Origin of the sequence: Pseudomonas sp. DR48 (assembly GCF_019823085.1) — a bacterium.
Taxonomy (GTDB): domain Bacteria; phylum Pseudomonadota; class Gammaproteobacteria; order Pseudomonadales; family Pseudomonadaceae; genus Aquipseudomonas.
The window spans coordinates 3,620,711-3,642,937 of record NZ_CP081946.1; the positions used below are offsets into that span (position 1 = coordinate 3,620,711).

A 22,227-nucleotide genomic window follows, 5' to 3' on the forward strand; every position below is an offset into this window, starting at 1 on the left:
CACGCAGAGCGTGGGAACGATCGACCGGTGGAGAACCCCATGGCCAACGCTTTACCCGATCTGAAACTATTGCGCATCTTCGTCAGCGTGGTTCGCCATCAGGGGTTTGCCAACGCCCAGCAAGAGCTCAACCTCTCGACCTCGGCCATCAGCACCTACATGAGCCAGCTCGAAGCTGCCCTTGGCCTGGTACTCTGCCATCGCGGTCGCGGCGGGTTCAGCCTGACCAGCAAGGGCGAGTTGTTCCATCAGGAAACCCTGCGCCTGCTCGGCGAGCTCGAAGGTTTCGAGCAATACGCGGCGGCGCTCAAGGGCGAGCTGCGCGGCACCTTGAACCTCGGCGTGATCGACTCCACCGTCAGCGACAAGGCCTTGCCTTTCGCCGAAGCCATCGGCGCCTACAGCCAGGAACACCCGGCCGTGCACTTGCACCTGTCGGTCATGAGCCCCTACGAATTGCAGCTCGGCGTGCAGGACAACCGCCTCGACCTGGCCATCGGAGCGTTTTCCACGCGCATGAGTGGCCTGGTCTACATGCCGCTTTACCGCGAGCAGCACTGGTTGTATTGCAGCAGCCGGCATCCGCTGTTCACCGAGCGGCGCATCCCGGAACAAGTCATCACCCAGCAACGCATGGTCGGCCGGGGCTATTGGAGCCAGGCTGAACTGGCCCGCCACGGTTTCAAGCACAGCGCCGCGACCGTGGAAAGTATGGAAGCGCAGTTGATCCTGGTGCTGTCCGGTGCCTACATCGGTTACCTGCCGGAGCATTACGCCCAGGCGTGGGCCGACAAGGGCGATTTGCGCGTGTTGCTGCCGGCGACCTTTGGTTATCAGGCGCCGTTCTCGATGATCGTGCGCCGTGGCCGCAGCCGCGAACCGTTGATCCAGACCTTCCGCGACCTGCTTAAAGCACAACTGAATCAGGCTTGAGAACATGTCCAGAGCCCAATGTCCGCGCTGTCTGCGCCCACAAACCCATTGCCTGTGCCCACTGATCCCCAGCCTCGACAGCCGCACGCGGGTGCTGTTGTTGCAGCATCCGAGCGAGGTGAACCATGCGCTGAACACCGCACGATTGGCGGCGTTGGGCTTGAAGAATGCCGAGTTGGTGGTGGGCGAGGTGTTCGAGGGTCTGCCGGCGTTGTTGAACCAGCCGGGGTATCAGGCGCGGTTGTTGTTTCCTGCTGACGATGCGCAGCCGTTGCAGGCGTACACCGCGAACGAAGAGCCGTTGTTGCTGGTGGTCCCGGACGGCACCTGGCGCAAGGCGCGCAAGCTGCTGCACCTCAACCCTTTGCTGGCGGCGTTGCCGAGGGTGACGCTGGCGGAGGGCGGCGTGTCGCGCTATCGACTGCGCAAGGCGCCGGGGCCCGGGGCGTTGTCGACGGTGGAGGCGATAGTTCAGGCGTTGCAGACGCTGGAGGCACCGACGACGTTCGAGCCCCTGTTAAAACCGTTCGAGGCGTTGATCGAGGGGCAGATTGCAGCGATGGGGGAGGAGACCTTCCAGCGTAACCATGGGCCGAAATAGGCGGTGTCGCTGATGGCCTCATCGCGGGCAAGCCCGCTCCCACATTTGATCGCATTTCTTCAGGAAGAACTCGGTCACCTGTGGGAGCGGGCTTGCCCGCGATAGCGGTAGCAAAATCACATGGAATCCCAGCAGAAACTACCTTTCGCGCATCGCTTCGGTCCGGGCTTTAAGCACCGGTTTAAGCAGGTAATCCAGCACGCTCTTCTCGCCGGTAATGATATCGACCGTCGCCACCATCCCCGGAATGATCAGCAACGGCTTCACATCCCCGCCCAAGTGATTCTTGTCCGTGCGCACCTGAATCAAATAAAAGCTGTTGCCCTTGTCATCGGTAATCGTGTCCGCCCCGATCAACTCAAGCTTGGCACTCAGCCCGCCATAAATCGTGTAATCGTAGGCACTGAACTTGACCATCGCTTTCTGCCCCGGATGCAGGAACGCCACGTCCTGCGGCCGCACCTTGGCTTCGATCAGCAGGTTGTCTTCCAGTGGCACGATTTCCACCATGTCGCTGCCGGGCTGGACCACCCCGCCGATGGTGTTGACCTTCAGCACCTTGATAATCCCGTGCACCGGCGACACCACCGTGGTGCGACTCACGCGGTCGTCGATGGCGATGCTCGACGCGGTGATTTTCGACAGATCGGTGCGTTTTTCATTCAGCTCTTTCGCCGCGTCCGAGCGGAAGGATTGTTCCGATTCGTCGATCTTGCTCTTGATCTCGTTGATCGCCGATTCGGCCCGGGGAATCGCCAGCGTCGTTGCATTCAACGAGCCGCGAATTTCCACCGCGCTGCGTTTGAGGCGCAGGATTTCCACCGGGGAAACCGCCCCCGTGCCCACGAGTGGCGCAGACATGTTCATCTCTTGTTGCAGCAGCGCCAGGCTTGAACTGAACTGCCCTTGTTTTGAGCGAAATTCCGCCAGTTCCTGGGTTTTCTGCCGCAGTTGTTCACTCAACGTGCGCTGTTCACTGGCGAGTCGGCGCTGGCGTTGCTCATACAGCGAGCGCTCGTCTTCGGCCACTTGCGGCGCCTTGGCGATCACTTCGGGCGAGAGCTTGAATGGCCGGCCTTCCGCTTCCGCCGAAAGACGTTCGACTTGCGCCGTCAGCGCGTAGCGATCCGCTTCACTCTCGCCCTTGTTCGACAGAAACCGCGTGTCATCCAGGCGCAGCAAGGTGTCGCCCTTGTTCACCATTTGCCCTTCGCGGACAAAAATCTCGGTGACGATGCCGCCCTCCAGGTTCTGGATCACCTGAACCTTGCTGGAGGGAATCGCCTTGCCTTCGCCCATGGTGACTTCTTCCAGCACCGCAAACTTGGCCCAGACCAGCGCAGCAATAATCAGCCCGGCGGCCAGCCAGACGGTGATCCGCGAACCACGGGGTGAGTCCTGCAACGAAGCGCCAGCGGTTTCCGGCATGAACTCGCTCTCGGCGGTTTTGCCGAAGCTGCCGAAATAGCCGCGCGACTTCGATTCAGGGAGCGACGCGTCGGAAGATGAACGGGCCATGGTGAGCTCCTAGACAGCCGCAGAGCCGACACGGCCCTTGCGCAGTGCATCGATGACCGCTTCTTTCGGACCGTCGGCGACGATCCGCCCGTTGTCCAGTACCACCAGCCGATCCACCAGGCTGAGCATCGAGGTGCGGTGGGTCACCAGCAACAAGGTTTTGCCCTGGACCCAGCCGTGAAGCTTCTGCCGCAAGACGTCTTCGCTGCTGTTGTCCATCGCGCTGGTCGGTTCGTCTAGCAGCATGATCGGCGGATCGAGCAACAATGCCCGGGCCAGCAACACGGCTTGACGCTGGCCGCCCGAGAGCAATTGGCCGCGTTCGCCCACCGGCCGGTCGAAGCCTTGTGGATGCTGGCGAGCCAGCTCGGTGACGCCGGTCAATTCAGCCACCTCGAGCATCCGCGAGTCGCTGATGTAACGCGCGCCGAGGGTCAGGTTGTCGCGCAGGCTGCCGGCGAGCAGCGGCAGGTCATGGGCGACGTAGCCGACTTGCTGGCGCAGGTCGGCGACATCGAGTTGGCGCAGGTCCAGGCCATCGAGCAGCAGCTGGCCTTCTTCCGGGGCGTAGAACCCCATCACCAGCCGCGCCAGAGTGCTCTTGCCCGAGCCGCTGCGACCGATGATGCCGATCCGCTCACCCGGTTTGACGCTGAAGCTGACGTTGGCCAGTGCCGGCGCATTCTGGCCGTTGTAGTGGAAGGTCACGCCGCTGACGTCCAGTGCGCCTTGCAGTTGCGTGCGCTCCAGCGGTCTTTGTTTGGCGTCGCGCTCTTGCGGCAAGGACATCAGCGCATCGGTGCTTTTCATCGTCAGTTGCGCTTGCTGGTAGCGAGTGATCAGACCGGCGATCTGCCCCAGTGGCGCGAGAACGCGGCTGCCGAGCATGTAGGTCGCCACCAGCGCACCGACACTGAGGTTACCGGCGATGATGCTGTAGACCCCGGCGACGATGGTCGCCATGCCGGAGAATTGCTGGATGAACAGCGTGCCGTTGGTGGCCAGCGCCGAGAGGTTGCGCGCATGGCTGTCGAGGCGGGTGAGGGCGCCGTGGGTGCTTTCCCATTTGTGCTGGCGTTCGCTTTCGGCGCTGCAGGCCTTGAGGGTTTCGAGGCCGCCGAGGGTTTCGATCAGCAACGCTTGGCGTTCCGCGCCCAGGCTCAAGCTTTTCTGCACGGTGTCGCGCAGGCGCACCTGAATCACCATGGCGAAAATGATCGTGATCGGAAATGCCAGCAGCGGAATCACCACCAGCCAGCCGCCGAGCAAGCCGATCACCACCAGCATCAGCACGGCGAAGGGCAGGTCGATCAGGCTGGTCAGCGTGACCGCGGTGAGAAACTCACGCAGGCCCTGGAAGTCATGAATGCTCTGGGCGAAACCACCGATGGTCGCCGGCCGCGCTTTCATCGCCATGCCGGTGATGCGTTCGAACAATGTCGCCGACAGAATTACATCGGTTTTCTTCCCGGCAGTGTCCAGCAAGTGCGCGCGAACCACCCGCAACACCAGCTCGAAACCGGTGCCGATCAACAGACCGATCGATAGAACCCACAAGGTCGACGTGGCCTGGTTCGGCACCACCCGATCGTAGGTCTGCATCACGAACAGCGGCACCATCAACCCCAACAGGTTGATCAGGAAACTCGCGAGAATCGCATCGCTGTACAGCCATTTCGACAGCTTCAACGTGTCGCGAAACCACGCTTCCACACGCGGCACCAGTGGCGAGCGCAAGTCTTCGAGTTCGTGGCGTGGCCGGGCGAACAGGGCCTGGCCGCTGTAATTTTCGGCCAGTTCCTCACGACTGACCCATTGTTCACCGCCGTCGGCTTCGCTGGGCAGGATCAACAGCCGGCCGTCATCGCCAAAACGTCGCAGGATGGCGGTGCGCCCGTTATTGAAAATCAGCATCACCGGCAGGTTGAGTGCGGAAATATCCGCCAGTTCACGGCGCAGCAAACGCGCCTGCAAGCTGGCCCGAGCCGCTGCGCGTGGCAACAGGTCCAGGCTCAGACGCTGTTTGTTCAAGGGCAGCCCGGCGCTCAGGCTGGCGCGACTGACCGTCGCGCCGTGGAGTTTGCAGAGGATCAACAGACCGTCCAGAAGCGGGTCATCGAAGCTCAGGCGCGGATCAACACCGATGTTGCCGGGTTCCATGCTGGTCACATTGATCGCTCCGGTTGAGCTATTTCAGTTCAGGCAAGCGCGCTTCGTTTTTCACTTCAGAAGAGGCGATCGCATCTGCGGGCAGCACCACGCGTTGTTTGCTCAGCAACTGGCCCATGTTCGCCAGCACGCGGTACATCGAGAATTCCTCGATGTAGCGCACTTCGGTGTAGCGGCGATTGGCGTTGTAGAGCTCGTTTTCACTGTCGAGCAAATCGAGCAGGGTGCGTTGGCCGAGGCCGAACTGATCCTGATACGCCACGCGAACGCGCCGGCTGGTCTCAGCGTATTCGCGCGCGGTCGGGGTTTGTTTCTTGGCGTTGACCATGGCGTTCCAGGCCAGGTGGATGTTTTCGTTGAGTTGGCGCAGGGCATTGTTACGAATGTCCATTGCCTGGTTGATCTGGTGCGCGTCGGAGGCCAGGCGCGCCTTGTCGCTGCCACCGCGAAACAGGTTGTAGTTCATCACCACACCCGCGCGCCACTCGTTGTCGTGACCAATATCGCCTTGCACGTTGTTGTTGGCACCCACTGCCGCTTCGGCGTCGAAACGCGGGTAGAACGGCGACTTGGCGACTTCGTACTGGCTCTCGGCCGATTGCACGTCGGCCTGTGCGGATTTCAGGTACGGGTTGTTTTCCACCATGCTCTGCTGGGCTTCCCGCAGATTGTCGGGCACCTCGCCGCGGATCGACGACGGTGTTTCGAGTTCATCGGGCATGCGCCCCACGACAGAGTAGAAATTCGACTCGGCGTCCGCCAGATCGACTTCGGCGGTTTCGAGGTTGTTTTGCGCCAGAGCCTTACGGGCTACCGATTGGTCGGAGTCGGCGTTGCTGCCGACGCCACGCTGGGTGCGCAGGCCTATCTGGTCGTTGACCCGCAAGTGCGCCTGCAGGTTGTTCGTGGCCAGGGTCACCAGTTCACGACGCTTGAGCACTTCGAGGTAGACCTCGATGGTGCGCAATGCCAGATCCTGGGCGGTGCCTTGGGCGTAATAGGCCCGGGAATTGACCACGCCCTTGGTGCGCTCAACCTCGTTGGCGGTGTTGAAACCGTCGAAGAGCATTTGCCGCAGACGCAGCTCTGACTGGGTGTAGGTGAGGGTTTCTGTGTGGTGATTGCCCAACGCCCGGGTATTGGTGTTATCGCTGTACCCGCGCCCGTAGGCGGCATTCAGATCAACTGTTGGATAAAAGCCCCCTTTGGCAACTTTCACTTGCTCATCGGCCGAGAGACGGCTGTCAACGCGTGACGCCAGCTCCGGGTGGGTCGCAATGGTGCTCTGGATCGCCTCGGTCAATGACATGGCTTGAGCCTGGGATGTACAGGCCAGGGCCAGCAGAATTGCGCTGCATAGGGGGGTTAAAACGCGCATGGGTACATCTCCCTGAGTCCTGATGGTGCTTTATCAATCGCCAATTATTTGACGACTTTTATAGGTGAAACCGTTTCACTCTTGTAACAACAGAGCTAAGAACATTCTAGAGAATAGCTAAGAAATTTTTTTCATAAGACTTATGCCGAAAAAAACTTATGCGCTCTGCCAAATCCAGCACATTGTTGACTCTGAAAGCCCTTGATTTCGAGGCTCTAGGGAGCTTCTTGAGACTTTGAAAAAGTTCCATCCACTCATCGACATAGGGCGGAGAAGTGCTGAAGGGGAGGGGGGCGAACGGTTTTGGGGTGACGGTTTTTTGTCACTCTGTTGCTTCAAAATCGTTACGCATCGCTCACGGAGCAGGTTGACCCGGAACAGACCTTCAATGTCATTGATTGCATTGAGGTTTACAAAAAATCCGGACACCTCGCCCGTGAGCGACACGCTTGGCGAGACGATCGCCAGGGCGGCGGCTTACTCAGGTAAACGCGCCCGGCAGGCGATCCGCCAGGCCACCTGCTTGAACCATGAGCACATTCTTCGCAAACAACAGGATGCCGACAGCGGTTGGCAGCGGAGGAAATGCACATGGCAACGCTCATCGGTATCGTCAGTAAGGTCATTGGTGAAGTGTTCGCGGTCGCGGGCGACGGCACCCGGCGCGCGTTGATCGAGGGCGACCGATTGTTCGCTGGGGATCAACTGGTCACCGGTGCCGAAGGCGCGGTGGCGGTGCATCTGCAAAATGGCCAAGAACTGACCCTTGGGCGTGGCAGCAGCCTGGACATGACGCCGCAGTTGCTCGCGCATCAGGCTCCCCATGTGGACACCGCCGAAGCAGTGACGCCGACACAAGCGCAACTGACCGATGTCGAGCAGCTGCAAAAAGCTATCGCAGCCGGTGATGACCCGACCCAGAACGCTGAGGCTACGGCGGCCGGTCCGGCACCGACTGGCGCACCCGGCGGTGCCGCGGGTGGCGGCCACAGTTTTGTCATGCTCGAAGAAGTGGGCGGCCGGGTCGATCCAACCATTGGTTTTCCAACCGCAGGCTTCAACGGCATTCCCGAGTTTCCGCTGGAGCGTCTGGCCGCTGATCCGAACAATGGCGACAACGGTGCAGGCGGCGCTGGCGGCACAGGCGTTGTGCCCCCCGTTCCAGATGTCCCGAACAACCCGGTCACCCTCACGGGCCTTTCAGTGGCGGGCGGTGAACTGACCCTCAACGAAGCCAACCTCGCCGACGGTTCTGCCAGCAACCCGGGCGCGCTGATCCAGAACGGCACTTTCACCGTATCCGCGCCTGACGGCCTGACCAGCCTGAGCATCGGCGGGATCAACGTGATCACGGGCGGAGTGGCTATCGGCTTTCCGCAGTCGATCACCACGCAACTGGGCAACACCCTGACCGTCACCGGTTACAACCCGGCCACGGGCGTGTTGAGTTACAGCTACACTCTGGTTGGCAACGAAACCCATTCCGCTGGTGACGGCGCCAATAACCTCAGCGAACAGTTCACCGTGGTGGCCGGTGATTCCAACGGCGATACCGCCACCGGCACGCTGGACGTCAACATCACCGATGACGTGCCCAAAGCGGTCAATGACAGCAACGCCAGTAACGCCTCGGAAACCCTGCTGACCCTCACCGGTAACGTCCTGACCAACGATGTACAAGGCGCCGACCGCATTCCCGTCGGACCCCACAGCGGGCCGATCATTGGCGGCACCTTCACCGGGACCTACGGCACGTTGGTGCTCAATCCCAACGGCACGTACACCTACACCCTCAACACCAACGATGCAGACTTCAAAGCGCTGCACGGCGGTGGCAACGGCACCGAAACCTTCACCTACACCCTCACCGATGCCGACGGCGACACCAGCACCGCCAACCTGGTGCTGCAAATCCACAACAACGACGACCCGGTGACCCTCGGCGGCCTCAACGTCGAAGGCGGCGAACTCACCGTCTACGAGAAAAACCTCAGTGACGGCACCAGCCCCAATGCACCGGCCCTGACCCAGAGCGGCACCTTCACCGTGGCTGCCCTCGATGGTCTGCAAACCCTCGATGTCGGCGGCATTCATGTGGTGGTCGGTGGCGTTGCGGCAGGCTTCCCGCAATCGGTCGTTACGCCGCTCGGCAGTACGCTGACCGTCACCGGCTACAACGCTGCCACGGGCGTCGTCAGCTACACCTACACCTTGGTCGATAACGAAGCACATCCAACCGCCAACGGAGCCAACAGCCTCACCGAAAACTTCAATGTGGTGGCGACGGACTCCGACGGCAGCACCGCGTCGGGGCAGATCAACGTCAACATTGTCGACGATGTGCCCAAAGCGCTCGATGACAGCCACGCCGGCACCGCCTCGGAAACCCTGCTGACCCTCAACGGCAATGTGCTGATCAACGACGTGCAAGGCGCTGACCGCGTGACCGTCGGCGAAAATGCCGGGCCGATCACCCCCGGCACCTTCACCGGGGTTTACGGCACGCTGGTGTTGAACGCCAACGGCACGTACACCTACACGCTGAACACCAGCGATGCCGATTTCAAAGCCCTGCACGGCGGCGGCGGCGGCACGGAAACGTTCACCTACACCCTCACCGATGCCGACGGCGACACCAGCACCGCCAACCTGGTGCTGCAAATCCACAACAACGACGACCCGGTGACCCTCGGCGGCCTTAACGCCGAAGGTGGCGAACTCACTGTCTACGAGAAAAACCTCAGCGACGGCACCAGCCCCAACGCACCGGCCCTGACTCAGAGCGGCACCTTCACGGTGGCTGCCCTCGATGGTCTGCAAACCCTCGATGTCGGCGGCATTCATGTGGTGGTCGGTGGCGTGGCGGCGGGCTTCCCGCAATCGGTCGTTACGCCGCTCGGCAGTACGCTGACCGTCACCGGCTACAACGCTGCCACAGGCGTGGTCAGCTACACCTACACCTTGGTGGAAAACGAAGCGCATCCGACCGCCAACGGCGCCAACAGCATCACCGAAAACTTCAACGTGGTGGCGACGGATACCGACGGCAGCACCGCGTCGGGCCAGATCAACGTCAACATCGTCGACGACCTGCCCACCGCCAACCCGGACCACACCTCGGTGGCCGAGGGCGCAACGGTTTCGGGCAACGTGCTGGACAACGACATCGGCGGCGCCGATGGTCCGGCGCTCAGTGGTGCGGTGGTCGGCGTGCGCGCAGGTGGCGACACCTCGACATCCGCCATCGGCGGCCTGGGTTCGAACATCAACGGCACCTACGGTTATCTGACCCTGGATGCCAACGGCAACGCGACTTACCACAGCAACCCCAACGCGGTGAACGGCCCGGGCGCGACCGACACTTTCACCTACACCGTGCGCGATGCAGATGGCGATGAAAGCACCACCACCATCACCATCGACGTGTCGAACAGCGGCATCAAAGCGGTCAGCGACACCGACGTAACCGTTTACGAAAAAGCCCTGGACCTGAGCAAGGATGGCCAGGACCTCGCCGCCGGCACGGTCACCGGCAGCGATCCGACCAGCACTGGCGAAACCGCCACGGGCACCCTGGTCGGCTCCGTCACCGGCGCGACCGGTGCAATCACTTACACCCTGGTTGGCAGCGCTACCGGGACCTACGGACAAATCCTGCTCAACCCCAACGGCACCTACACGTACACCCTGACATCGCCGGCGACCACCACGCCGCATGCCGACGATGGCAGCAATACGTTGACCGAAAGCTTCACCTACCAGGCCACCGATTCGCTGGGCAACACCACCACCAGCACCATCGTGGTCAACATCGTCGATGACGTGCCCAAAGCCTTCAACGACAGCAACGCCGGCACCGCAGCGGAAAACGTTCTGACCCTCAATGGCAACGTGCTGACCAACGATATCCAAGGTGCGGACCACGTCGCCACCGGGCCGAACGCCGGGCCTGTCACCCCGGGCACCTTCACTGGCACTTACGGCACCCTGGTGCTCAATGCCAACGGCACCTACACCTACACGCTGAACACCAACGATGCAGATTTCAAAAACCTGCACGGCGGCGGCAATGGCACCGAAACCTTTACCTACACCCTCACCGATGCCGACGGCGACACCAGCACTGCCAACCTGGTGCTGAACGTCCACAACAACGATGATCCGGTGACCCTCAACGGCCTCGACGTTTCCGGTGGCGAGCTGACCGTCTACGAGAAAAACCTCAGCGATGGCACCAGCCCCAATGCGCCGGCCCTGACCCAGAGCGGCACCTTCACCGTGACCGCGCTCGATGGTCTTCAAACCCTCGATGTCGGCGGCATTCACGTGGTGGTTGGTGGCGTCGCGGCAGGCTTCCCGCAATCGATCGTCACTCCGTTGGGCAGCACGCTGACCATCACCGGCTTCAATCCTGCCACCGGCGTGCTCAGCTACAGCTACACCCTGGTGGATAACGAAACCCATCCAACCGGCAACGGTGCCAACAGCCTCACCGAGAATATCAACGTGGTCGCCACGGACACCGATGGCAGTACCGCGTCGGGGCAGATCAACGTCAACATCATCGATGATTTGCCGACCGCCAAAGCGGATACGGCAAGCGTGGTCGAAGGCGGCACAGTCAGCGGCAATGTGCTGGACAACGACATCGGCGGCGCCGACGGTCCGGCGCTCAGTGGTGCGGTGGTCGGCGTGCGCGCGGGCGGCGACACCTCGACCTCGGCCATCGGCGGCCTCGGTTCGAACATCAACGGCACCTACGGCTACCTGACCCTGGATGCCCACGGCAACGCGGTCTATCACAGCAATCCGGACGCCGTGAGCGGGGCGGGTGCCACCGACACTTTCACCTACACCGTGCGTGATGCCGATGGCGATGAAAGCACCACCACCATCACTATCGACGTCTACAACAGCTGCATCAAAGCGGTCAGCGACAATGACGTGACCGTCTACGAAAAAGCCCTGGACCTGAGCAAGGACGGGCAGGACCTGGCGGCCGGCACCGTCACCGGCAGCGATCCCGGCCATACCGGCGAAACCGCCTCGGGCACGTTGGTCGGCTCCGTCACCGGTGCGACTGGCGCTATAACCTACACCTTGGTCAGCAGCGCCACCGGGACGTACGGACAAATCCTGCTCAACCCCAACGGCACTTACACCTACACCCTGACCTCGGCACCGAAAACCTCGCCGGACGCCAACGACGGTCCGAACACACTGAGCGAAAGCTTCACCTACAAGGCCACCGATGCGCTGGGCAACAGCACCACTAGCACCATCGTGGTCAACATCGTCGATGACGTGCCAAAAGCGGTTGGCGCCGAGCGTTCGGTCGCGGCGGTGGAGATCGATTCCAACCTGCTGCTGGTAATCGACGTCTCCGGCAGCATGGTCGACCCCTCCGGGGTGCCGGGCTTGTCCCGCCTCGAACTGGCCAAGCAGGCGATCAGTGCCTTGCTCGATAAATACGACGATCTGGGCGATGTGAAGGTGCAGATCGTCACGTTCAGCAGCAATGCCACCGACAAAACTTCGATCTGGGTCGATGTGGCGACGGCCAAGTCGATTATTTCCGGTCTGACTGCCGGCGGTGGCACCAACTACGATGCGGCGGTCGCGACGATGCAAACCGCATTCGACACCTCGGGCAAACTGACCGGGGCGCAGAACGTCGGCTACTTCTTCTCCGACGGCAAACCCAACGAAGGCGACATCGGCAGCGCGGATGAGGCCGCACTCAAAGCCTTCCTCGACGCCAACGGCATCAAGAACTATGCGATCGGCCTGGGCAGTGGCGTGAGCAACGCCTACCTCGATCCGCTGGCCTATGACGGCAGCTCCCACACCAACACCAACGCGGTGGTGGTGACCGATCTCAACCAACTCAACTCGGTGCTCTCGGGCACGGTGATGGGCGCACCTGTGACGGGCACCTTGCTGGAGGGCGGAACATTCGGCGCCGATGGCGGCTTCATCAAAACCCTCGTGGTCGACGGCACGACGTACACCTACGACCCTAAAGGCAACAGCAACCAGGGCGCGCTGAACTTCAGTGGCGGCGCCAATCACGGCACGTTCAACACCGTGAACAACACCCTCAGCATCGCCACCAACAATGGCGGCACCCTGGTGGTGAACCTCGACACCGGCGAGTACAACTACACCTCGCAAAAAACCACATCGGTGGTGATCACCGAAAACATCGGCTTCACGCTCAGCGACAACGATGGCGACCTGGCCAGCTCGACGCTGACGGTCAAAGTCATTCCGAATACGGCGCCGGTGGCGGTCGATGACCACATCATCACCAACGTACTGTCGGGCAACATCGTGGTGCCCGGCGAATTGCTGCTGGCCAACGACACCGATGTGGACAAGGATCCGATGACCGCATCGCCGACCACCTTCAACACCGGTTGGGTGGCGAAGGGCGCAGACTTCATCGGCACCAATCAGAACTTCAACTTCACCGGCAGCAACGCCCAGGCGGTGACCCTCGCCCGCAGCGCCTTCGTCGCCAACACCGCAGCCATGACGGCCGTGTTGGTGGTCAGCGGGGCGCTCGGCTCGGTCAGCAACAACAGCACCAACGATGAGGACCGCATCACCGTCAGTCTTAAACAGGGCGAAACGCTCAACCTGGACCACAACCTGGCGGCGGGGCACGTCACGATGGAGTACTCGCTCAACGGCGGCGCATGGATCCCCCTCGCCGACGGCCAGACCATCACGGCTGCGGCGGACGGCACCTACCAGATCCACATCACCAACATCCCCAATGGCCCGGGCAACAGTGGGTCGGGGTCGGAAAACTACCAGCTGACCATGACCGTCAACTACGCCGGCGCCCACGACATCACCCCGGACGCCCACGGCACCTACACCGCCAACGACAACCACGGTGGCAGTGACAGTGCAGGCGTGAGCATCAGCTATCAGGACGGCCACACCCTCACTGGCACCGCGGGCGACGACGTGTTGGTGGCAGGCGCTGGCAACAACGTGATCAATGCCGGCGACGGCAACGATGTGCTGACCGCCGGTTCCGGCAACAACGAGCTGCACGGCGGCGCCGGCAATGACTTGCTGTTCAGCGGCCCTGGTAACGACCTGCTCGACGGCGGCCCCGGCATCGACACCGTGAGCTACGCACATGCTACGGCGGGCGTGACCGTCGACCTGAGTCTGGCGACCGCGCAAAACACCGGAGGCGCTGGCACCGATACCCTGACCGGAATCGAAAACCTCGTCGGCTCAAACTTCAACGACACCCTCACGGGCGATAGCCATAACAACGTCATCAACGGCGGTTTGGGTGACGACATCCTCAACGGTGGCGGTGGCGACGACATCCTGATTGGCGGTCTCGGCAACAACACCCTCACCGGCGGGCCAGGGGCCGATACCTTCCAGTGGCTCAAAGGCAACAGCGGCCACGACGTCGTCACCGACTTCACCCCGGGCACCGACAAACTCGACTTGTCACAACTGCTGCAAGGTGAAAACGGCACGGCGGCATCGCTGGATGACTACCTGCACTTCAAAGTTGTCGGCAGCGGCGCTTCGGTCGTCACCAGCATCGACGTCAGCGCCATGGCCGGCGCGGCTCCGAACCAGACCATCGACCTGGCCGGCGTCAACCTGGCCAGCCACTACGGCGTCACGCCGGGGGCGGGCGGCGTGATTGCAGGAGGACATGACACCGCGACCATCATCAACGGCATGTTGAACGACCATTCGCTGAAGGTGGATACCGTGTGACCTGAAGTCGGAACGACAAAACCCGCCATTCCTGTTGAAGGAATGGCGGGTTTTTTGTTGTCTTCGATCGTTCCCACGCTCTGCGTGGGAATGCCTCCCCGGACGCTCCGCGTCCGCTTTTGGGACGCAGAGCGTCCTTGGCTGCATTCCCACGCAGACGGTTCGACGCCTCGACGTGGGAACGATCAATCAACTCTTCAATGGCCGCAATTACTGCGGATCAATCCTGTCCAGCATCCGATTCACGGCCAACTCCCCAAGCATCACCACCTGCTGAATCCCCAGCAAGGTGTTGCGATGCGTGCCCTCCATCAGCCCTGCGAAATTACTCAGCATCACACTGGCGGATGCCAAGGTTTCGCACGCGTTGACCAGCAGGGTTTCGTCGTTTGCGTCGGGGGCGACGAGGTAGAGTGTGCTGGGTTTTCGGGGGAGGTCTTGGGAGATGACCGGTTTGAGGTAGTAATCGAGGGCGCGGTCGGCGGCTTCGTTGAGCTTTTTGGGGTCGGTGGATTCGTAGGGGGAAACGTCGTCGATTTCGGGTGGGTTCGGGGTGATCTTTGGCATGGTGAAACTCCTTGATGAGTGGCGCCGTCATCCACCGCTGCTAAACGAAATGGGTGGCGGCTGTACGCGGGTTAGCAGACCAGGCATCAAGGAACCCGGCGCACCGAAGTGCCCCACGCAAGCCGCCATAATGCAGACCAACTGACGAAAACAATGTCGGTTGATCAGGGGCGGCACTGACGTGCCTTGATAATCTCCGAGCTGCTAAACCCGATCGCTGATCAGTCAGCGACCGGGAAACAATAGAGACCCGGCACAAGGCGCACAAGCCGGCGGATTCTGGCGCAGTCGTAGGCAACGACGCAAGAATGTGTAGCCTAAGAGAGTGTCTGGAGATGTCTTTTAAACATCACCGTTTAATTCTCACTCCGGTGATAAATTGATAAGTCCCCTTAGCTCAGTTCTGACGGTGAATACCGTGTGACCTGAAACGACAAAACCCGCCATTCCTGTTCAGGGAATGGCGGGTTTTTGTTGTACGTTCGATCGTTCCCACGCTCTGCGTGGGAATGCAGCAAGGGACGCTCTGCGTCCCAAAAGCGGACGCTCTGCGTCCGGGGGAGGCATTCCCACGCGGAACGTAAGAACGATCGAACTTATACGCGTCTCATTTTGAAGTAGTCGAACACAATGAGATCCATTACTGGGGTGATGATTTCGATGCTCCAGATGTAGTTATGCCCGGCAGTCGAATATGTAATCAGCTGAGGATTAAAGTTGTTGGGAAGATTCATGTGGTGGAGGAGATTACCTTGTTCATCCCGGTAGATAACCGAAAGGTTGTTGAACTGCGCGAATCGGCAGTAGAAACTGACAAAGGAGTAACTCCAGTTGAATTGGATGTGCATGTGTTGCGTAGTGCCACTTGCCTGCCAATGCATCTCCAGCACCTGCCGGTAGCACTGATCCGGTATTTGAGGATAAGGACCTGTGATGACATTGGCTAATGGAGTGATCCCCATATAGCCGTTCCCTGCGCGGAAAGTAATGGTCATGCTGTCCAGCACGATTTGCCCACCGGGTGCGATGAGTTGCGTAGGGCGATGATCAAAGTCTTCCGACAAGATGGGTTTCAATGCGCGAATGGTATATCGGCGCAAGGTAAAGGTAATGGCTTTGTTGATGTCGGCGCTTTTATCAAATGCCACCAGGAACTTGGCTTCCAGGATACTGCCGTCGGCAAGTTGTCTGTAAAAACTCTCGGGAATAGTTAAATCGAAGCGCCCTTGGTTAATCCAGACCTGGTGAACGGCATTCTTCGGAAAACTCAGCAGTGTTGTAGCGATGTCCTCCCCGCTGGCGTTCTTGCCACTCAGAATTAGCCATACAGGTTGAAACAGGGCAATCAGCGGCCACACCAGGCAACGGATCGTAGCCGGGCCCGTCAGATTGGTGACATCCAGTTCAGGTCCTACTCCGCTATTCTCGGCCTGGAGAATGGTCGGGGCCGGCAGACGGCTGTCAAAGTCGGCAATGGCCAACACCATCAGTGACAGTGGCTTGGAAGGTGATGAAACGCCCCTTCTGATCACGTTGTAGATGACGGTCACTGTCAGGCCCAGACAGTGGGCGACTACCGAAATCGGAATGCTGATGGCCAGGCCGGCACTGACCAGAGTGGCCGGCGACGTATAGGAGCCTTCAGGTGAGGTGCCGGTTGGCGCGATCCAGCTTACGGTGATCTGATCGCCATCGACAAATGTATTGGCCGGCACTTGGCAGGTCAGTGTGTACTGAGCCGCAAATGGCTCCAGTGTTTTGCCGTTCGACGCTTCCTTCACGGTAGGGGCCAGCAGCGTCAACGCGGCCCGGATGGTGTATTCCCGGCGGGGAAAGCCGACCATCCTTGTCTTGTCTGCCACGCCGTTGAAGTTCACCCCAAATCTAACCGTCATGACGCTTTGATCCGCCAGGGTCTTCAACCACGCGATGGGTGCCTGCGTGATTAACGCTGAAGGCGGATATTTATGCGCTTGGCCGGTCCATAGCACGTACTCGGTGGCATTGCCGTTTGGCAGGAAGCCGTCATAGCGCAGCCAGACACCCTGTCCATACGCTTGCAAGAACCACTGCGCCACGCTGAATTTTTCATTGCCCGCCAGTTTGGAAGCATCCAGTTCCTTAGTCATTACGCCGGCGATTGTGGGTGTTGGCAGGTCGCTGCTTTCCTGAGGGATGAGTTGCACCGACAGATTCAAATCGCCCGAGACGTACGTTTTGCCATCTTGAACAATTGTGTAGAACACTCTCACCACGGTGCCCAAGCAGAACGCCACTACCGAGTTTGGAATGCGGATAATCAGACCGGCACTGACCAAGGTGGCCGCCGAGGTATAGGAACCACCGGACGGAGTTCCGGCCGCTGCGATCCAGGACACGGTCAGCCGGGCATCCGGTTTGAAGGCGGGGTTGGTCGGCACCACAATGGTCAGTGTATTTCGGGCCTTGAACGGAACAAGATTCTTGCCGTCGGCTTCGGCCTCATCCACGCGAGGTGGCAGGGGCGTTCCGATCACTTCCTCGCCAAACATCAATTGCAGCAAATTGGAAAACACCTCCACTTCTCCCGGGTTAGTCACTGTGCATTGCACGGTCAACGGGGTGTTGGCGTAGGGGGCTATGTATTTGGCGGGCACATGAAAGATGACGGGCTGGGTCGGGTCGGTGACGATCAATTTAAAAATGAACAGGGCTTTAATCCCGTCCTGATCCGTGGTTTGCCAGTTGAGATTGACAATTGCACCTATTTTCAACGGCCAGTATTTAGCGACCTGCACGGTGGCGGTGGCGGTGTCGACCGGTAGCTTGTTGTCCACCAGCGGATCGACAATCGGCAAGCCCAAGGGCAGGGATGAGCCGCTGAACGTGGCGTCGGCGGGTTTCGAGCCCCGGGTGTTTCCTGCGCTGATCAGATCGTAGGACGCTCGCGCCGAACCTCCAATCAGGTTGCGCACCCACTCATTTGGAACCTCAAATTTCACGCTCCTGCTGGCCGGGAGCGTCTGACTGAAGGTCTGGATAGTGGTGTCGCCGCCTTTGGTGAGCCCTGTCAGCACTAGCTTGATCAGATCATTCGCTGCAAAGAGTCCGGTGACCAGAAGACCCAGGGTGCCACCCAGAAGCAGATCATGATTCACCACATTGTCCGGATCAGCCTGTTCAAAAATCGGCGCGATCAGCAACACCGTGCCGGGTTTGGCTGTGAGCATGAGCGCATCCGACCAGCCGCTGGTGTTTTGCACCCTGTCGATCACTTCCCAACGCACCACCAGACTGTTGGTGGGCATCAGGCTGGCGAGCATTTGCGGTGTCAGTTCAAAAACAATGTCACCCAACACGGTGACGGTGTGTTCCAGAAGCAGTGTTCCAAAGGCAAGTACTACCACGTCACCGATGGACTGGTTGAAGTACGCCAGCACGGTCACGAACATGCCTTCGTCGATCACGGTCTGATCGATGATGCTTTCCGAGGCGACGGGCAATTTCAGGCCCTGATTGAACGGCTTGCCCCCGTCCGTGTCCGCTTCGCCCGGCGCCGGGTACTTGTAAAACAGCGGAACGGGTGGCGATCCCTCGGTGCCGTTCCCGCTCACGCGCGTAACATCGAACCACAGGGGCAGGTTGTTGGCCTGGAAGGGCAGAAACCTGCTTTCCATGACATTAGAGGCAATGTAGAAGGGAATGTTTTTCGCGTTGCCGTTTGCATCGAAATGCGCTTCGGTCACCGAGAACTCAGCGACGGGAGCGTTTTTTGTTTCGATGTACACCCTGATGTAGTCGCCGATGGCCATGCTCTCATAGGCCAGGATATAGACCAGCAATCCGTCACGATCACTGTGCACCATGTTGATGTTGATTCCCAACGCACCGTCGCTCTGCAGTTTATAGCCAGGCGGGTAGGGCGGTGCGACCGCTAGCACGCCGATGCCGCGTTCGGGCGGGAAGACGACGACTTGTCCATTGGCGGCGGGGTCAGCGTTTGTCATGGGGCTGTTCATGAATGCGTACCTTCCAGAGAGGCGCCCGGTTCCCGGTTGGGCGGCACCGATATGGAAGGATTAGAGCGTCGCCGCTCATGTTTGCCTACTGTCAGATCTGACAGGTAGCCGCTGCTTTAAGACAAGCGGTCACTCCCCTCACATCGGCTCCGGCGGCCCGATCAACCTCCCCATCACTCCAAACAATCCCAGCTCTCGAATCACCTCCAGTTCCCCTTTGGTCTCGACCATCTCCGCAATCAATGGCAAATCGATGCTGTTGGTTGCCCGGTAGATCGCGTCGATGAAAAGCCGCTTGTCAGGCTGCTCGTCAATGTGACGGATATACGCCCCATCGATTTTCAAGTACGCCAGGCCCAATTGCGTCAGATTGCCGATCTGGCTGAAGCTGCCACCGAAATGCTGCAATCCGATGCGATACCCGGTGTTGAGCAGGCTATGGCTCAGGCGCTGCAATTCTTCCGGCGGCGGCAGTTGGCGTTCGTCAATTTCCAGGATCAGCAGGGGGGCCAGTTCGGGCAGCGATTCGAGCATGTCGATGATCTGTCGCAGTTGCACTGGGTCGCGCAGCGTGTTGCCCGACAGGCTTAACGCCAGCGGCCATCGATCGACGACGAGGTATTCGAGGGTGGCTTCGAGCATCGCCAGATCGAAGCGTGCTGACCAGCCAAGACGCTCGATCCACGGCAGAAAATGCCCGGCGGGTATCGCCTTGCCCTGTGGGTCGAGCAGGCGCGCAAGGACTTTGTGGTGCAGCACCTGGCTGGTGTCGGCGCATTGCACCACGGGTTGGAAATACAATTGCATCTTGCCTTCGGTCAGCGCGTCGTCGATCCAGGTGCGCCAGTCGTGTTGAGCGTGGTTTGGCGTGGTATCTGTGTGAGCCAGGTGTATCCATGGGCGTTCTGGATGTTGCTGGGCCTGGGTCAGTGCCTGATCGAGGCGCAGGAACACGTCGCTGGCCGGTTCGCCGGGGTGATAGGCGACCACGCCCAGGTGCGCCACGGGCATGCAGTCGCTGGCGCCGGTCAGGCGCAGGTTTTCCAGGGTGGCGCTGATTTCCGAGGCCAGGCGAGCCGCGTCCGTGCTGTCCAGACCGGCTGCCAGCACGCAGAATTCGCCGCCGCGATTGCGCGCTGCCAGCCAGGTGCGCCGTGCTGGAACCTGAGTCAGACGCTTGAGCAATTCGCCGACGGTCCTGATCAGCGCATCGGTGCGCTGACCACCGAGGCGTTGGTTGAGTCCGATCAGATCGTTGATCCGCAACATCAGCAGATGGCCGTCGCTGCTCTGCTCGCCGACCAGTAAATGATCGGCCAGTTGCTCATCCAGCAAGCGCCGGTTGGCCAGTCCCGTGAGGCCGTCCTGATAGGACTCGGCGCGTAGTTTTTCACTGCGCGCGGCCTCTTCGGCGAACAGCGCCTTGAGCTTTTCGACCATTTGGTTCATTGCCAGCACCACGCGTTTCAATTCGGGTGTGCGTGGCAGTTTTGGCAGGCTCAGGAACTCGCGTTTGCTGATGGCTTGGGCTTGTTTGACCATTTTGTCCAGCGGGCGTAATTGCCGACGTAGCAGCCAGCCACCGAACACGGCGCTGAGCAATCCGCAGATCAGCAACCAGATCAGGCTACCGAGTGTGCTGTCCCAGAGTTTGGCCAAGGCAAACTGCGGATTGCTCAGCACTTCGACTCGCGCCACCTGTTCCCAGCCACGCATGACCAGTGCATCGCCCCCTTCCGGGCGCAGGTTGACCAGGCTCACGAACCAACCGGGGACGCCCTCGATGTGCGTCGCTGCGTTGCGCTCGACCAGCACCTCTCCATCGACGATGTTGACGACGCGGATGCTGCGGAAATAGCCACTGTCGAAGATCGAGCTGACCATCAATTCAGTCATTGCCGGATCGTCGATCTGCTCCGTCAGCGACAAGCCCAGTGCGGTGGCCGCGTCCTGGGCGTGGGAGCGCAACTGGCCGAGCATTTGTTCGCGCGAGCTTTCGAGGCTGACAAAAAAACTGCCGCTGAACGCCACCAGCAAAAACAGGCAAATGGCGATGAACAACTGTTTGCGCAGTGACATACAACGCTCCTTGCGATGGCCGCTAACCTTCGCCCACGGCGAACCCTTCAGCCTGCATCTTTTTCAACACGTCTTGCCAGCGCGACAGCTTTTTCGAGTCGCTGCTGCGCGTGCCGCCATTGGCCCCGGGTAAATACAGGCCTTCTGCGTTGAAGGCGTACACCGGCAACAGGTCTTTGCGTTGGGAAGCGGGGCGGATGTCGCCGATCAGGTTGTCCAGCACCAGCGGCTCGGCCGCAGGGTTGCTGTAGAAGGTCAGGACCATGTGCGCCTGGTTCTGGGTCAGGGCCTTGACGTAGGTGATGCGCAGCTTTTCGCTGGGAATCCCGAGTTGGCGCAAACTGAAATATTTCGCCAGGGCGTAGTCTTCGCAGTCGCCTGCACCCTTGATCAGTGATTCTTCTGGCGTGGCCCAGTAATCGGTCTGACGCCAGATGCGGGTGTCGTCCTGGAAACTCAGTTGTTGATTGAAAAAGCGATTGACCGCGTCCAGTTGCTCGCGCTCGGGCTGGTTGGCTTCGCTTTTGAGCATTTGACTCCAGGCCTCGATTCTTCCTTGGGCAGCGCCGAGCGGGCCGTAGCGCTTTTCGGCGGTCTGCAGAATCTGTGAAAACTCCCAGTTGGCCCAGACACTGCCCAGTCCCGTCAGTAGAAAACCGGCCAGCAGCAGCCATCCGCCGAGCCGAAATCGGAGCGCTGGCCATCCTGGACTACGCCGGCGACGGGACATGTCTGGCTGCTGCTCGGGTGCAGATGACTGAAGTCTAGGCGCAGTTCTTTAAAAAGGTGGGGTGATCGTCGGGTCAGTCCGCGGATCAGGGCTCAGGATTTGCGCAGGGTTTTCTGTCTGAGGATATAGATCGTGACCAGCACCGCGCTGGTCAGCATGAATCCACGGGCCCACGGCAGTGGCACCAGATAGCAGGAAAACAGGATGCTCACCCACATCAGCCCGATGGCGTAGACCTTGCCCTTGAGCGGAATGCCGTTGCCGTCGAGGTAGTCGCGAATCCACGGGCCAAGCTGCGGGTGCTCGACCAGCCACTGGTAAAAACGTGGCGAACTGCGGGCGAAGCAGGCGGCCGCCAGCAGCAGGAACGGGGTGGTGGGCAACACCGGCAGGAAAATCCCGATCACCCCCAACGCTACGCTCAGCCAGCCGATGGCCAGCAGCACGTAACGCAACATCAGGGAGCGGTTGCCTATGGGGTTGTCCATAG

The 22,227-nt window shown here is 60.4% G+C and carries 11 protein-coding genes; 3 read left to right on the forward strand and 8 right to left on the reverse strand.

The features are described from left to right. Positions 1-39 precede the first annotated feature (39 nt). Together K5K95_RS16355 and K5K95_RS16360 are read left to right on the forward strand one after the other, a co-directional pair. Positions 40-933: a LysR family transcriptional regulator gene (locus K5K95_RS16355; RefSeq protein WP_007945995.1), complete on the forward strand. Its 894-nt coding sequence runs from the start codon at positions 40-42 to the stop codon at positions 931-933. A gap of 4 nt (positions 934-937) precedes the next feature. After that, positions 938-1,534, forward strand: coding sequence for a tRNA-uridine aminocarboxypropyltransferase (locus K5K95_RS16360; RefSeq protein WP_222585173.1), 597 nt, complete (start codon positions 938-940; stop codon positions 1,532-1,534). A gap of 138 nt (positions 1,535-1,672) precedes the next feature. Here K5K95_RS16360 and K5K95_RS16365 read toward each other — a convergent pair whose 3' ends face one another. The 3 genes from K5K95_RS16365 to K5K95_RS16375 are packed head-to-tail and all read right to left on the reverse strand — an operon-like array spanning position 1,673 to position 6,599. Next, positions 1,673-3,052 carry an HlyD family type I secretion periplasmic adaptor subunit gene (locus K5K95_RS16365; RefSeq protein WP_090181407.1) on the reverse strand — a complete coding sequence of 460 codons (1,380 nt, stop codon included), beginning with the start codon at positions 3,050-3,052 and terminating at the stop codon, positions 1,673-1,675. 9 nt (positions 3,053-3,061) lie between these two features. Then, complete coding sequence (locus K5K95_RS16370; RefSeq protein ID WP_222585174.1) at positions 3,062-5,221, reverse strand: type I secretion system permease/ATPase; 2,160 nt, start codon at positions 5,219-5,221, stop codon at positions 3,062-3,064. A 19-nt stretch (positions 5,222-5,240) separates the two neighbouring features. Continuing rightward, entirely contained in the window at positions 5,241-6,599 is a 1,359-nt protein-coding gene (locus K5K95_RS16375) for a TolC family outer membrane protein (protein ID WP_222585175.1), read from the reverse strand. A 591-nt stretch (positions 6,600-7,190) separates the two neighbouring features. On the opposite strand from K5K95_RS16375, the gene K5K95_RS16380 reads away from it, so the two are divergent. Next, positions 7,191-14,363, forward strand: a complete 7,173-nt coding sequence (locus K5K95_RS16380; protein ID WP_222585176.1) for a retention module-containing protein — start codon at positions 7,191-7,193, stop codon at positions 14,361-14,363. Between the two features lie 210 nt (positions 14,364-14,573). Here the strand turns inward: K5K95_RS16380 and K5K95_RS16385 are convergent, their stop codons facing one another. From K5K95_RS16385 to K5K95_RS16405, 5 genes are all read right to left on the reverse strand, one after another. Beyond that, the gene (locus K5K95_RS16385; RefSeq protein WP_222585177.1) at positions 14,574-14,930 is read right to left on the reverse strand and encodes a DUF6124 family protein; all 357 of its coding nucleotides are present in this window, start codon (positions 14,928-14,930) and stop codon (positions 14,574-14,576) included. Positions 14,931-15,526: 596 nt separating this feature from the next. Then, the gene (locus tag K5K95_RS16390) at positions 15,527-18,928 is read right to left on the reverse strand and encodes a hypothetical protein (protein ID WP_222585178.1); all 3,402 of its coding nucleotides are present in this window, start codon (positions 18,926-18,928) and stop codon (positions 15,527-15,529) included. A gap of 138 nt (positions 18,929-19,066) precedes the next feature. Then, a complete protein-coding gene (gene lapD, locus K5K95_RS16395) occupies positions 19,067-21,007 on the reverse strand; it encodes a cyclic di-GMP receptor LapD (RefSeq protein WP_222585179.1) in 1,941 nt (646 codons plus the stop codon). Positions 21,008-21,029: 22 nt separating this feature from the next. After that, the gene (gene lapG / locus K5K95_RS16400; RefSeq protein WP_222585180.1) at positions 21,030-21,737 is read right to left on the reverse strand and encodes a cysteine protease LapG; all 708 of its coding nucleotides are present in this window, start codon (positions 21,735-21,737) and stop codon (positions 21,030-21,032) included. Between the two features lie 92 nt (positions 21,738-21,829). Further along, positions 21,830-22,225 carry a YbaN family protein gene (locus tag K5K95_RS16405; RefSeq protein ID WP_222585181.1) on the reverse strand — a complete coding sequence of 132 codons (396 nt, stop codon included), beginning with the start codon at positions 22,223-22,225 and terminating at the stop codon, positions 21,830-21,832. Between the last annotated feature and the right edge of the window lie 2 nt (positions 22,226-22,227).